The sequence below is a fragment of the Gammaproteobacteria bacterium genome (assembly GCA_016705365.1).
GTDB lineage: Bacteria > Pseudomonadota > Gammaproteobacteria > Pseudomonadales > UBA5518 > UBA5518.
Genome location: JADIYI010000005.1, coordinates 355,316 through 368,830, shown reverse-complemented (window position 1 = coordinate 368,830; position 13,515 = coordinate 355,316). Strand labels below are relative to the sequence as shown.

Sequence of the window (13,515 nt, the reverse complement as noted above, 5' to 3'; positions counted from 1 at the left end):
CTCAATCCCGGGACGGGGGCTTGACCCCGTCGTGAAATGGATAGGGTTTCGCGGAAATACCGAACACATCGAACTCCTGTGGCATCTGTTGCTGAAATTGCTCACGCACCGCTTCCACGGTCCATCCTCCCGGGCGGATCAGCGTCTTGCCGTAATGCGGCTGCACCATATGCGCGAGCCGCTCGCCACCGGTACCGAAGATCTGGCCACTGACGTTGGCCGCCTCGTCCGAGGCCAGGTAGACCAGCAGCGGGCTGTTACGCTCCGGCGCCCAGAAGATCGCCGCCTGCTCCGGATCCGGACCGCTGATGATCCCCTGTGTCATCTGCGTTGCCGCGACCGGACAGATCGCATTGACGCGAATGCCGTGGCGCGCCAGTTCGATGGCCCAGGTATAGGTCAGCGACGCGATGGCACCTTTTGCCGCGGCGTAATTGCTCTGCCCGAAATTGCCGAAATGCGAGCCCGAGCAGGTATTGATGATGACCCCGCCGCGGCCCTGAACGCACATCTGACGAGCCGCAGCCTGGGCACACCAGAAACTGCCTTTCACGTGCACCTGCCAGACGCTGTCGAATTCCTCGTCGCTCATCTTGAGAAAGGATCGGTCACGAAGGTTCCCGGCGTTGTTCACCAGCAGGTCGATCGCGCCGAACTCCTGCACACAGGCACTCACCAGCGCCTCGGCGCCGGCGCGCGTCGCGATGCTCGCGCCATTGGCCAGCGCGCGACCACCGCTGGCGACGATTTCCGCCACCACCTGTTGCGCACGCTCGAGGTCGATATCGTTGACCACCACCGCGGCACCGTGTGCCGCCAGCAGCAGCGCGTGCGCGCGACCGATGCCGCCACCCGCGCCGCTTATGGCCGCCGCCCTGCCCTGCAACAATATCATCCGCCCGTCACCTCCGTTGCGCTGCGCCGCCGCACCGCGCGACCTGGCTGCGCCGCACGCAGCCCGGCGCAGGCGGTCAGCACCACCTGGCGCACATAGCGCCGATCGGTTTTCAGCCCCAGGACCATGAGTCGTTGCAGCACCGGTCCGGTAAACATGTCCGCGGCAAATTCCGCATTGGTTCCCGCGGGCAATTCACCACCGGCGATCCCTGCGCGAACGATATCGAGCAGCGGCTTGCGCCGCGCGCGCACCAGTGGACCGAAGGCACCATCGAGCGCCGGGTTGTGGGTGCGCTCCGCGGCCAACGCGGGCAGCACGCCACCGAGCGGCGTGGCCTGCATGAACCCGGCGAACTGGGCGATCACGTCTATCAACTGCTCCGCCATCGTACCCTGCCTGCCGGGTGCGAGGTTCGGTGTCTGCGCGAATGCCGCGATGACCAGGTACTCCTTGGTCGGCCAGCGGCGATAAATGGTCGATTTGCTGGCGCCGGCACGGGCAGCGATCGCATCGACCGTTACCGCGCGAAAACCGAGTTCGGCCAGCAACTCCAGAGTCGCGGACAGGATCGCCTGCTCCGATGCCCCGCTGCGCGGGCGTCCACGGCGGACTCCCGCAACCGAATTTTTCTTCACGGTGCGGTTCACGCCTGCCCGACGCCACGATGGGTATCGATGCGCCGGCGCGACCGGGTCGACATTTCGGATTTCATGGCGTGTACTCAGGAGTCCTGCTGCATCAATTCGATGGCATTGCCGTCGGCATCCTCGACCTGCGCCACCCGCACCCCCGGTCGCAGGTCGCGGATCGCAACGGGTACCTTGTATCCGGCAGCCGTCACCGCGGCAACTGTTTCATCGAGGTTGGAAATCGTCAGCGTGAGATAACGGATCCCGGTCTGGCTGGCCATGCCATCACGGCTGCTCTCCCGTTGCGGCCTGGTATCCGGCACGAATACCCGCAGCGTGCTGTCACCGGCCGCGTAGCGGCGAATCAGGCCGATATCGGGCAGCCGCACCTCACCGGCCAGCGGCAGCCCCAGCACCTCACCGTAGAAGTGCGCCGCGCGCTCGCCATCGATGGTAACGATACCCGCATCCAGTGCAGCCTTCTGCAATTTCACCGCCATCGATTCGACTCCCCTGCAATGGCGTGCTTGCGCAGGCTGGATATTACGCGCGCTGCCGCGCAGCCACTGCCTGTCATTCGTCACCCACCGCTGCGAGATTGCGCTGGATCGTTTCCGGATCCAGCCCGCGATGGCCCCAGATATCGCCCTCGACAAACTCCGCCGGCGTCCACTGCTCGTCGATCCGCAATCCTTCGCAACCGATCTCGAGTTCGAAGCCGAAGGGACTCGCCATGTAGAACGACAGCATGCGGTCGTTGGCATGGCGGCCCAGCGTCGAGGTGATCTGCAAACCGGCGGCTTCGACCCGCTCCAGGCATTGACCGACCAGATCGATATTCTCGAGTTCCAGCATCAGGTGATGGACACCCGCAAGCTCTCCCACTTTCAGCAAGCCGATACTGTGATGACGGGCATTGCAATGAAAGAAATTGGCCGAGTCACCGGCGCCAAAACGGATAAAGTCGGTCAGCCGGAATCCGAGCACGCGGGTATAGAAATCACGCGCCTCGACCAGCGGCGCCGCCAGCAGGTTCAGATGCCCGAGTCCGAGACCGGCGGCGCAAAAACGCGTGCCCCGTGGCGAGTTGAACTTGCGATCCTTGACCGGGCCGTAGAACAGCTCGATGGCATTGCCCATCGGGTCGCGCGTATGGACGATACCGGCGACAGCGCGTGCATGCGCCTCGGCATCGGTGCCGCGCCGGGCCTCGCATCCGGCGGCACGCAACTCGGCGAGCGCCTGCTCGAGCGCGAGTTCGCTCGCAAGCTCCAGGCCAAGGTACAGCAGTCCCGGGCGCCCCGCCCGCAGATGAACCGCGATGCGCCATTGCCAGTCATCGAGCTTGAGATACACGCTGCCATCGGCAAGTTTACCGCTGCCGGCACTGGCGGGACCCCTGCCCGGCCGTGCCGGCACGCCCCAGTCCTCGCCCGGACAGGCCCGCGCCGGCATCATTCCGACGATGTGGGTGGCGAACTCCAGGCACGCCAGCGGATCGGGCGCAGCGATACCGATATAACCGAGGGAGCAGATTTTCAATGTTCCTCCATGGCCCCGCGGGGCACCGCGCGGACCGGCGCTTCAACCAAGATGCACCCGCACCGGAACCCGTTCGAATCCGGACAGATGCTCACCGTAGGCGCGCCGGCAGCCGTCGAGCCGAACCTCGAAATCCCGTATCGATGCCAGCAGTTCCTCGAGCACGATCACCGCGCCCATGGTGGCCAGATGCATCCCCAGGCATTTGTGCCCGCCGGCGCCGTACGTCAGGTCGCGCTCATGATTGCGGAATATATCGAATTGCGCGGCGTTCACGAATTCCCGTTCGTCGCGGTTGGCCGAGGCGTAGATATACAGCAGGTCCTGCCCGGCACGGATCTGCGCACCCCCCAGCGTGAAATCACGTTTCGCGCGCCGACACAACATGTTCGTCGGCTGGTCATAACGGCAGGTCTCGAAAAACAACCTCGGTATCAGGGCATGGTCCGCCAGCACCGCCGCCTTCTGCGCCGGATGCTGCTCGAGGTAATGCAGCGCGCCAGCGCATACCATCGGCGTGGTCTCGGATCCGACAATCAGGAAATTCATCAGGATATTGACCATTCCTTCGTCGTCGAGCCGCTCGCCATCGATCTCGGCGTTCAGATAGGCCGCCGTATGACCGCTGGCGAGCCCGGGATCCACACGCAAACGTTGTACGTAGTCGTGCATATAGGCCGCGAGTTGCGTCGCCGCGTACTGATTGCGCGACGAACTGCCACCGCACTGTCCGGGATCGCGGTGCATCAGCTCGTCGATCAGGGCGCGCCAGGTGAGGGCATCCTCGCGCGGCAGGCCGAGGTTGAATCCCGAGTTCAGGCAGAACACGCGGTTGGCGTAATCGGCATAGGCATCGAACTCCCCGCGCGCCAGTAGCGGATCGAGCACCTCGCGGGCGAGCGTGCGCAAGCGCTGCTCATGCAAACGCACGGCTTCGGGTGTGTATTCGCGCCTGATCACGCCACGCCACTTGCGATGCTCCGGCGCGTCCATCGTGGTGAAGGCGCGCGGTATCGGATCGCCGAGCAGCAGCTGCGCGGGGGTCGCGCCAGCGGTCCAGGTCACATCGGCTTCGTGATGCATGCTGGCTTCCCAGACATCCTCGAAGCGCGCCAGCGCCCAGGCGTTGTACTTCGCGATGTAGTGGGGACCGCCCTCGGCCCGCATCGCGGCATAGAGCGGGAACGGATCGCGCATCGCCGCATCCGAAAAGGGATCGTAGTCGATCGTCATCGCAAGCACCCCAATTTACGAAACTACCGGTACTCATAATATCATGCGGCCGGTCCGGGTCAACGCCTTTACCGATGGGTTTACCGATGGGCCTTGCACTCGCTCGCATCCGGGGCAATATGCCCGGTGTCCCGTGGCGCGACGCGGTCTGGCCAAAATTGCTGCCTGAAAACGCCATCAGGGTAATCAAACCCGATAGCTGACAAGCCTGAACCCGCCGCGCATACCGGTACTCTTCATCCACGAGACGGACGGTACGGGCTCAGCCACCGGCGTCTTCCTCGCACGACAATGGCGCTCCGCCCGCGGCAGCCTGCGGCTCGAGCCGCGCCGCCCAGGTCACGGCCCGCTCGAGCAGCTGCAGATAGCGCGGCTCGGCGTAGCTCTCGGCGGTGTGTCCCATCGCGGAATAGAACACGCGCCCGGCGCCCACACAATGCTTCCAGATCACCGGATGGTCCGCACCCATGCGCAGTGACTTTCCAAAGGCCTCGGGTTGATAACTCTGTTCATCGAGCGTGGCGAGGATTCTCACCCCGTCCGCGCGCGGACTGCCGGCAAAGGAATACCACTCGTCCTCGCGGGTCCACGCGCGCTCTTCCCCGGCCATGATCGGATCCGCGGGCTGCTCGATGCGCACCGTGGCGCGCTGGAACTGCGGCAGCATCGGATGTCCGACAAAACGCACGCGAATGATCGATTTCATGTACCAGGGCCAGTCCTCGTGGCTGCTGTCGCCGCTCGAGTGCAGCGCCACGAATCCACCCCCCTGCTCGAGGTAGTCGCGCAGTGCGCGTTTCTGTCCGGCATCGAGTACCTCACCGGTGACATTGTTCCAGACCACGGCATCGAAGCGCTGCAGATCGCGCGCGTTGTGGATCGCGCCATTGTCGGAAAGGTACACTGACCAGCCGCGTGCCTTGCCGATCCGGCGCAGCGCGGATTGCGCGGCCGGGATGGCCTCGCGGTGGATGAATGCATTGGTCTTCGAGAATACCAGCACGGCGGGATGGCGCAGCTCCGGCAGCAGCGGCGCTCCGGTTTCGAAAACCGGCTCCCGGAAAAAGCCCAGCTCGCGCAAGCCGAAGTAGATCACCGTGGCACCGCTCAGGGTCAGTACCAGCAGGAAGAGCGCGATCCGCAACAGCCATTTTTTCATCACCTCAGCCCCTTTATTTACGCCGTTGGAGGCGATTTGATCATGTTTTGGCCTTTCGCGGGCAGTCGCGACGCCACGCCTCCGGGTGAAGGAGCGCCGCGCGGTCGCGCCCCGACCGTCTCCTCGACTAGAATAAATATCGAATCCACCCCCGACCGAGGCGGCAGTGCAAGCAGGCTACGACATCATCGGCGATATCCACGGACACGCGCGAACACTGGAGGCCCTGCTCGGGCGGCTGGGGTACTCGCTGTTTGACGGCGTCTATCGCCACCCCGAAAGAAAGGTGATCTTTCTCGGTGACTTCATCGACCGCGGACCGCACCAGCGCGGAGTGATTCGCATCGTGCGGCCGATGATCGAGCGCGGCAGCGCACTCGCGGTGATGGGAAACCATGAATTCAACGCGATTGCCTATGCCACGCCACGCTCCGGCGGCGGTTTTTTCCGTGACCACAACGCCAAGAATTACCAGCAGCACCGGGTATTCCTCGATGCCTACGAATACACCGACGATTACCACGAGCTGATCGACTGGTTCGGGCGGCTGCCGATGTGGCTGGACCTCGGCGACCTGCGCATCGTCCATGCCTGCTGGGACCGCGAGGCGATTGCCCGGATCAGCAACAACTACAACCACGCGGGCGGCCTCAGCAACAGCCTGCTCTACTCCTCCTGCACCCACGGCAACTGGGAGTTCAAGGCGGTCGAAACCCTGCTCAAGGGCAAGGAGATTGCGCTGCCGAGCGGCCACAGTTTCTTTGACAAGGAAGGCACCGAGCGGCATCACATCCGGGTGCGTTGGTGGGATGGCGAGGCGCGCAATTACCGCGCCGCCTACCTCGGCTCGGAAAAGCTCGCCACCCAGATTCCGGATGACGATATCACCGGTGATCACCTGCTCGAATACAGCCGCCAGGATCCTCCGGTATTCATGGGTCATTACTGGCTGAGCGGCCAGCCGGCGCCACTGGCACCGAATATCGGCTGTCTCGATTACAGCGTTGCCAAGCCGGGCGGCAAGCTTGCCGCCTACCGCTGGGACGGCGAGCGCAGCCTCAGCGCCGACAAATTCGTGACCGTAACCTCAATGGAGTTCGCGCTGACCGAAACGGTCTGAGCAACGCACCCGCCGTCCGTGGAGAGCGCCATGACTTTGCCAACGAAGGTCCGGCTGGTCGAAGTGGGTCCGCGTGACGGACTGCAGAACGAGCCGCAATTGCTCGGCACCGAGCTCAAGGTGGAATTGATCGCCGCCCTGGGCCGGGCCGGACTGCGCACCATCGAGGCCACCTCCTTCGTCTCGCCCAAATGGATACCGCAGATGGCTGACAATGCCGCGGTGATGGCGCGGATCGTGCGCCTGCCCGGTGTCTCGTACCCGGTGCTGACGCCGAACCTCAAGGGCTTCAAGGCGGCGCTGGCAGCCGGCGCCACCGAGGTCGCGGTGTTTGCGGCCGCCAGCGAATCCTTCTCGCAACGCAACATCAACTGCTCGATCGCCGAATCGCTGGGCCGCTTCGAACCCCTGATGCAAGCCGCCATCGATGCCGGCGTGCGGGTGCGCGGCTACGTATCCTGTGTGCTGGGCTGCCCCTACGAAGGCGCCATCGAACCGCGCGCCGTGGCCGCGGTGGCGGCGGCCCTCCACGGCATGGGTTGTTACGAGATCAGCCTCGGAGACACCATCGGCGCCGGCACCCCGGGCGGCACCCGCGCCATGCTCGAGGCGGTGAGCGCGCAGGTTCCGGTGGCGCAGCTGGCCGGTCATTTCCACGACACCTATGGCATGGCGATCGCGAACATCTACGCCTCGCTCGAATCCGGCGTCGCGGTGTTCGATGCCGCCATCGCCGGTTTGGGGGGCTGTCCCTACGCGGCCGGCGCCTCGGGCAACGTCGCGAGCGAAGACGTGGTTTATCTGCTGCACGGCATGGGCATCGACACCGGCATCGACCTCGAACGGCTGATGGATTGCTCGGTGTGGATCTGCGGCGTGCTGGGGCGGCGCAACGGTTCCCGGGTGACGCTCGCGCGTCGCGCCGCGGCACCGCAGACCGGGGCGCAAGCTCCCGGCTGAGAACCCGGCAAACGGTTTGCCAATGCCCGGTTGAATTCCGGTCCACGGGGAGTGTTGTATGACAGCTTGCGATTTCACCGGCCAGGTGGTCCTCATAACCGGCGCGGGCAGCGGCTTCGGGCGGCTCGCGGCGAAGAGCTTTGCTGCCGCGGGGGCACAGCTCGCGCTGAGCGACATCAATGTGGAGGCATTGCACGAAACGGTGCGCGGGCAGGGGCTCGATGAGGGCAATGTACTCAGCATGGGTTGCGATGTGGCGCGCGCAAGCGAGGTCGAGCAATTCGTGGCCGCAACCATCGCGCGTTTCGGTCGCATCGACGTGGCGCTGAACAATGCCGGCATCGGGCATGCGCTGACGCGGCTGGCCGACTGCGACGAGGAGACCTTCGATCGCAATGTGGCGGTCAACCTGAAAGGCGTGTTCCTGTGCATGCGCGCCGAACTGCCGCATATGCTCAGGCAGGGCGGCGGCGTGATCCTCAACGTGAGTTCGGTTGCCGGTATCCGCGGCGCCCCGATGATGGCCGCCTATGCCGCGGCCAAGCATGGAGTGATCGGCCTCACCAGGACCGCCGCGCTCGAGTATGCGAAACGCAACATCCGGGTGAACGCGCTATGCCCCGCCTACACCCGCACCCCGATCCTCGGCGAGCTGCTGCACAGCGGACACAGCCGCACCCTGGACAACATGGCGGCGGCCATTCCGATGCGGCGTCTCGGCGAACCACCCGAGATCGTGCAGGCCATGCTGTGGGCCTGTGCGCGCGAGAACAGTTTCATGACCGGACAGGCGCTGGCACTGGACGGCGGTCTCTGCGCGGGCTGAGCATCGTGGCTCGAGCTGATCGAGCCGGGCAAAACCCAATCAGAGTGCCCATGTGGAATCGTTCAATGGAACGACTGCGCGACGACGCTCTTATAATGCCCGGAAGACTCTGAACAATATCGCTACTCGAAGCGGGGGGCGTCGGATATACATGAAATTTATCTTCGAAGTTATTGTCAAACCGGGCTTCACCGTGGAGCAATACGCAGCCAATTGGATTCGCGCCAGCGAAATCATCCAGCAAACACCGGGCGCTCTCGGCACTCGCCTGCACCGTGACCTCAACAATCCAAACCGGTTGCTGGCTATCGCCAACTGGGAATCCCGCCAGGCGCGAGACCAAAAGGACGACAACAGAAGCAAGATCGTCCGCGACATCCTCGCAGAGCACTACCAGAAATGCGAAATCAATATCATCGGGGAATTCGATGAACCCGAGTGGGTGGTGATACCTGGCAGGGTCGGCTAGGCAAACGGAGTCAGCCCTGAGCAAGCGCGGCGGCTAATCAACGCAGCCGATTCATCTGCCCCAGGCGCTCATCTTCGTGCTCCTGGTGACGGACGTATGCTCGAAGTGTCTCCTCGTCTCGACCCGCGAAGCGGATGGGTGCGGTGCTACGCACTACGGAGCCGTGCCACGGCGTAATCACAGGCGCGCGCGGTCAGCGCCATGTAGGTCAGCGAGGGGTTGACGCATGCGGTCGAGCTCATCGCCGCACCATCGGTGACGAACAGGTTTTCGACCTCATGTGCCTGGTTCCAGCCGTTCAGAACCGACTGCGCCGGATCGCGACCCATGCGCGCGCTCCCCATCTCGTGAATCGCGCCGCCGGGCGGTTCCGGTTCCTCCAGGCGCATCACGATCTGCGCGCCTGCCGCTCTCAGCATCGCCTCTGCCTCGTTGACGATATCGCGGCACATGCGCTTCTCGTTGTCGTGCCAGGCGAAATCGAATGCGACCTGGGGAATGCCGAAGCGGTCTACCTTGTTCGGGTGCAGATACATGCGATTGCGCTGCTGCGGCAGGCACTCGCCGAATCCCGCCAGGAACATGGCCCAGTACCCGGGATAACGCAGCGTCTGCTTGAACCCGGCGCCAAAACCGGGCATCCGGTAGTTCATCGACCAGTTGGTGCGAAACGCGGCGCCCTGGAAACCATAGCCGCGAACGAATTCCGCTGCATCACCCCCGGCACCGAGGTTCCTGAAGCGCGGAATATAGATATTGTTGGGACGGTTGCCACTGTAATAACGATCCATCAGCAGGTTCGGAAACAGGCCGAACGCACCAAGACCGTTGGTGTGATCCATCAGGTAGCGACCGAGCGTCCCGCTGCCGTTGGCAAGCCCTTCGGGAAAGCTGTCGCTGCGTGAATTGAGCAGGATCTGGGTGCTGCCAACCGTGGAGGCACACAGGAATACCAGGCGGGAACTGAAGCGCAGCCGTTCTCCACTTGTGCTGTCGATGACGCGCACGGCACTCACCTTGCGCGTGGCGGGATCGTAATCGAGCCCTTCGACCACGCTGTTGGCACGCAGCGTCAAGCGCCCGGTCTTCGCCGCGGCGGGCAAGGTGGAACTCAGGCTCGAGAAATACGCACCCACCGAGCAGCCGCGCTCGCATGGTCCACAGTAATGACAGGCGCCGCGCCCGTTGTGCTCGCGGGTCAGCACCGCCGCTCGACCCATGATCACGCGGCGACCGGCGAATTTCTGCTCCACCTCGCGTTTCAGGTGCTTCTCGCCGGCGTTCATGTCCATGGCCGGCAGGAATTCGCCATCCGGCAGATGCGGGATATCCTCGGCTGCGCCGCTGACCCCGATGAAGCGTTCGACATGCGCATACCATGGCGCGATATCCGCGTAGCGGAGCGGCCAGTCGATGCCGTGCCCGTCGCGGGCATTGGCGCCGAAGTCCATATCGCTCCAGCGATAAACCTGGCGGCTCCACATCAGCGATTTGCCGCCCACAACGGCGCCGCGCATCCACAGAAACGGCGATTCGCCATCCATCACATAGGGGTTTTCACGATCGTTGTTCCAGAACGGGCGGTTGTTCTCGCCAAAGGCAAACGAGGTGCTCTGCACCGCATAATCGCTCTTGTACAGCTCGCGCAGCGGTTTGCCACGCAGGGGTGTTTCCCACGGCGCGCGATGTTCGCCAACGTAATCCTCGCCGTGCGTCAACGGCGCGCCGCGCTCCAGCACCAGAACTTTCAAGCCCTTCTCGCTCAGCTCTTTCGCCGCCCAGCCACCGCTGATGCCCGAACCCACCACGATTGCATCGAAATCCGTATTCATCGGCATCGCCCTCAGTCCTTCATGCCGTTTGCCCAGGCACGCCCGATCTCGGCCAGCGGCACATCGGCGCGATAAACCATCGGCATGCGCTCGTAGCGCAGTTCCCGGGTGGCGCCGATTTCGGAGGTGTAATAACCCACCACGACGAGTTCCTTCAGCTTGGAAAAAAACGGTGAGAGGTCCTCGTCGAGGTCGGGTTGCAGGGAAAACGCAGCAGGCTTTGCCACAGCCAGCGCACGCTGCTCGAGTTCGCCCAGCAACTGGTCCTGACGCTCGCCATCAAGCGTCGCGAAGTCTTGTTGAAACCGCGTCGTGGCCATCGCCCCGGCGTCCTCCAGTCCCTGGAGAAATATCGCGCGCTCGGCATCCGTGTACCAGCTGAACACGATCTGTTCGATGAAATCGACCACCCCAGCCTCCACGGCGCCCGGCGTATCGGTCGCCGGGATGATGCGCTCGGCCAGCGCCGCGACCAGCGCCCGCGCCGGCACATCGAACATACCGGCGGCGCTACCCTCTGGCGTGAGGCCCGCGGCCAGTGCCCGTTGCACCGCTGCCGGGAAACCGAAACCGCCGAGCAGCAGCAATCCTTTCAGCGTGTCACGTCGTTGCACGGCAAGCTCCCTGTCATCGATTCCGAAGAAGGCCAGAGCATAGCATTGCGGGTGATCAGGGGGAGCCACGGCAATCCTCAAGGAGCAATGCCTGCGAATTGCCTGTTACGTGGCACACCCGGGCGGATGCAGCCACGCCCGGAACACGGATCAGTTCAACGTGGGCAGCTTGCAGTAGCTCCAGCGCGCAACCAGCGGTTCCATCAGTTGCATGTTGCGCCGCGCCACACCCCAGCAGTGGCGAATCACGCGCTCCTCGTCTGCAGCCTGCAGTTGCGGCAGCCGGGTCATGAACGCCTGGCGGGCTTCTTTCAGCGATGCGTGGCGCACGCCGAGAATCGCATCGATACCCGAGTGCTCCAGCGAATCCGCGGCCGCGCCGTACAGGTGCCGCCGCTCCAGGTAGCGTGTGATGCCGGAAGCGCCCAGGGCCATGTTGCGGGCAAAGTCGTTGTGCAACTCCGGTGCGATGCCGCGTTCCAGCTGTTCGGACAGCAACTGGTAGAGCTCGCCGTCCTCATTCATGCCGGGTCGTCCGTCGTGAATGTCTTCGGGGATATCGAGGAGTTCGAAGCGCGGCTCCGCGAGGCTGTGGTACATGCCCAGCGCCTCGCAGCAGGTGATGTCGCAAACCGCCTGGTAACCCAGGTTGAGGGCGACCGTGCTCCTCCAGTCGGGTCGGCGCACCAGCCCGGGGAGCGTGAATACCGAGCGCACCAGCTGGTGCACGAGATAGTAGATCGCCTTCTGCCGATCGAGTGTGATGCCGGCGTTTTGCGTGTAGTGCCGGATATATGGCGTGAGGTCGCCACCACAGCTCGGGGTGAAGAAATCGCGTACCCACAGATTGCCCACGTCTTCCATCGGGTCGCCATAATGCGCCCACTCCCAATCCACGACCGCGGTCACGCGATGATCCTCGAACAGGAAATTACCGGGTCCGGTGTCGCCCTGCAACAGCACGGTGCGCTCCACGCTGGTCGGCACATGGTTGAGCAACCAGCGTTTGCCAAACGCCCCCAATACCGTACTGGAATCCACCGGCAGCGTCGCCAGTCGGGGATCGTCCACCGCGTGCAGCTCCATCAGCGAATGCTGCTCCGGCGTGGGCGGGATCTCGAAGCGTGGCAGTCCGATCCCGTGTACATCGAGGGAGTGCATCTCCGCCATGATGTCCATGAAATGCATCATCACGTCATGCTGTTCCTCGCGTGAGACGTTGTGCAGGTCCGCGCGTCCCGGCTCGAAGGACTGGATCGCCACCGCGTGCTCGTCGTTCCAGCCAAGAATGCGCTGGGTCGGGATCCCGGTATTTGCCTGCAGAAACCGGATCAACCCGGTCTCGCGCGCCAGATCGCGCGGATAGGGTTTGCCCGCGGCGATCGCGCGATCGATCCGCAGGAACCAGGATCGTGGCGTGGCGCTGCCGTCGTCCACCACGACGCGCCATGCCTCGCGGCGCACCACCATGCGCGTGAGTTCGAGAATGCGTCCCCCCGTGGCGCTCTCGATCCACGGTAGCGCAGCGGCGGGGAAGCTCAGGGGCTTTGTGCTGTCATTCATCAGAGGATTTCCTGTTCAGTAACTGATACGTCGTCCGGCCATATCACCCATTGCCTCGCGCAGCAGTGTCCGTTCATGCGTGTCGTCCCGTTGCGGTACTGCATCTTCAGCGGGCACACCACCTTCGCGTGTGCGCTTCGCGAATGCACAATTTTGCCGGAAAGGGCCCTGGCGAAAATGAAATCGCGTTGAATCTTCCCTGACCGGTCCGGATCTTTACTCTTCGCCGTAATTTTCGGGAAAAAGCAGCCGTTCCACCGATTCAACCAGGATGTGGAGGACGGTCATGTGGACATCCTGAACCCGTTGCGTGGCTGTGGTGCCAACCCAGAGTTCATCGCCCCAAAAACCCTGCAAAGCCCCGCCGCCCTTGCCCAGTAACAGCAAAACCTTCAGCTCCGCCTTGCGGGCAGTTTCGGAGGCACGGATGACATTGGGTGAATTCCCGCTGGTGGAAGCAGTCGGCCAAAAGACCGGCCATCTTCTGAATATCCCCGACATGGGCGGGTTGGGCGAGGAAGTCGTCCAAAGCCTGTCTGGCCTGGAGCAGGGACTTCATGATGGATTTGCTCAATTCATGCGCCATCGGGCATCGTCTCCCAAACAATCCGTGCCAAACCAAGGTAGAAATCCCGCCGTTCCGGTTTGGTCCGGGAGACCGACGCCGTCC

The 13,515-nt window shown here is 63.6% G+C and carries 14 protein-coding genes; 4 read left to right on the top strand and 10 right to left on the bottom strand.

Annotated elements, in window-relative coordinates:
- Position 1: 1 nt before the first annotated feature.
- From IPF49_05435 to IPF49_05410, 6 genes are all read right to left on the bottom strand, one after another.
- Positions 2 to 895 carry an SDR family NAD(P)-dependent oxidoreductase gene (locus IPF49_05435; GenBank protein ID MBK6287080.1) on the bottom strand — a complete coding sequence of 298 codons (894 nt, stop codon included), beginning with the start codon at positions 893 to 895 and terminating at the stop codon, positions 2 to 4.
- Positions 892 to 1,545, bottom strand: a complete 654-nt coding sequence (locus tag IPF49_05430) for a TetR/AcrR family transcriptional regulator (protein ID MBK6287079.1) — start codon at positions 1,543 to 1,545, stop codon at positions 892 to 894. Before IPF49_05430 ends, IPF49_05435 begins: the two co-directional genes overlap by 4 nt.
- Positions 1,546 to 1,619: 74 nt before the next feature.
- Positions 1,620 to 2,027 carry a VOC family protein gene (locus tag IPF49_05425; GenBank protein ID MBK6287078.1) on the bottom strand — a complete coding sequence of 136 codons (408 nt, stop codon included), beginning with the start codon at positions 2,025 to 2,027 and terminating at the stop codon, positions 1,620 to 1,622.
- Positions 2,028 to 2,100: 73 nt separating this feature from the next.
- Positions 2,101 to 3,069, bottom strand: a complete 969-nt coding sequence (locus tag IPF49_05420; GenBank protein MBK6287077.1) for a VOC family protein — start codon at positions 3,067 to 3,069, stop codon at positions 2,101 to 2,103.
- Between the two features lie 42 nt (positions 3,070 to 3,111).
- The gene (locus IPF49_05415; GenBank protein MBK6287076.1) at positions 3,112 to 4,296 is read right to left on the bottom strand and encodes a cytochrome P450; all 1,185 of its coding nucleotides are present in this window, start codon (positions 4,294 to 4,296) and stop codon (positions 3,112 to 3,114) included.
- 268 nt (positions 4,297 to 4,564) lie between these two features.
- On the bottom strand, positions 4,565 to 5,461 hold the full coding sequence (locus tag IPF49_05410; GenBank protein MBK6287075.1) for a ThuA domain-containing protein: 897 nt from the start codon (positions 5,459 to 5,461) through the stop codon (positions 4,565 to 4,567).
- Between the two features lie 166 nt (positions 5,462 to 5,627).
- On the opposite strand from IPF49_05410, the gene IPF49_05405 reads away from it, so the two are divergent.
- From IPF49_05405 to IPF49_05390, 4 genes are all read left to right on the top strand, one after another.
- Positions 5,628 to 6,581, top strand: a complete 954-nt coding sequence (locus tag IPF49_05405; protein ID MBK6287074.1) for a metallophosphoesterase — start codon at positions 5,628 to 5,630, stop codon at positions 6,579 to 6,581.
- 30 nt (positions 6,582 to 6,611) lie between these two features.
- A complete protein-coding gene (locus IPF49_05400; protein ID MBK6287073.1) occupies positions 6,612 to 7,541 on the top strand; it encodes a hydroxymethylglutaryl-CoA lyase in 930 nt (309 codons plus the stop codon).
- 58 nt (positions 7,542 to 7,599) lie between these two features.
- Complete coding sequence (locus IPF49_05395) at positions 7,600 to 8,367, top strand: glucose 1-dehydrogenase (GenBank protein ID MBK6287072.1); 768 nt, start codon at positions 7,600 to 7,602, stop codon at positions 8,365 to 8,367.
- 151 nt (positions 8,368 to 8,518) lie between these two features.
- Positions 8,519 to 8,836 carry an antibiotic biosynthesis monooxygenase gene (locus IPF49_05390; GenBank protein MBK6287071.1) on the top strand — a complete coding sequence of 106 codons (318 nt, stop codon included), beginning with the start codon at positions 8,519 to 8,521 and terminating at the stop codon, positions 8,834 to 8,836.
- Positions 8,837 to 8,982: 146 nt separating this feature from the next.
- Here IPF49_05390 and IPF49_05385 read toward each other — a convergent pair whose 3' ends face one another.
- The 4 genes from IPF49_05385 to IPF49_05370 all read right to left on the bottom strand — a co-directional run bounded on the left by IPF49_05385 (position 8,983) and on the right by IPF49_05370 (position 13,346).
- Complete coding sequence (locus tag IPF49_05385; protein ID MBK6287070.1) at positions 8,983 to 10,668, bottom strand: GMC family oxidoreductase; 1,686 nt, start codon at positions 10,666 to 10,668, stop codon at positions 8,983 to 8,985.
- 11 nt (positions 10,669 to 10,679) lie between these two features.
- A complete protein-coding gene (locus IPF49_05380; protein MBK6287069.1) occupies positions 10,680 to 11,282 on the bottom strand; it encodes a gluconate 2-dehydrogenase subunit 3 family protein in 603 nt (200 codons plus the stop codon).
- 150 nt (positions 11,283 to 11,432) lie between these two features.
- The gene (locus tag IPF49_05375) at positions 11,433 to 12,845 is read right to left on the bottom strand and encodes a phosphotransferase (protein MBK6287068.1); all 1,413 of its coding nucleotides are present in this window, start codon (positions 12,843 to 12,845) and stop codon (positions 11,433 to 11,435) included.
- 216 nt (positions 12,846 to 13,061) lie between these two features.
- The gene (locus tag IPF49_05370) at positions 13,062 to 13,346 is read right to left on the bottom strand and encodes a hypothetical protein (GenBank protein MBK6287067.1); all 285 of its coding nucleotides are present in this window, start codon (positions 13,344 to 13,346) and stop codon (positions 13,062 to 13,064) included.
- Positions 13,347 to 13,515: the final 169 nt, after the last annotated feature.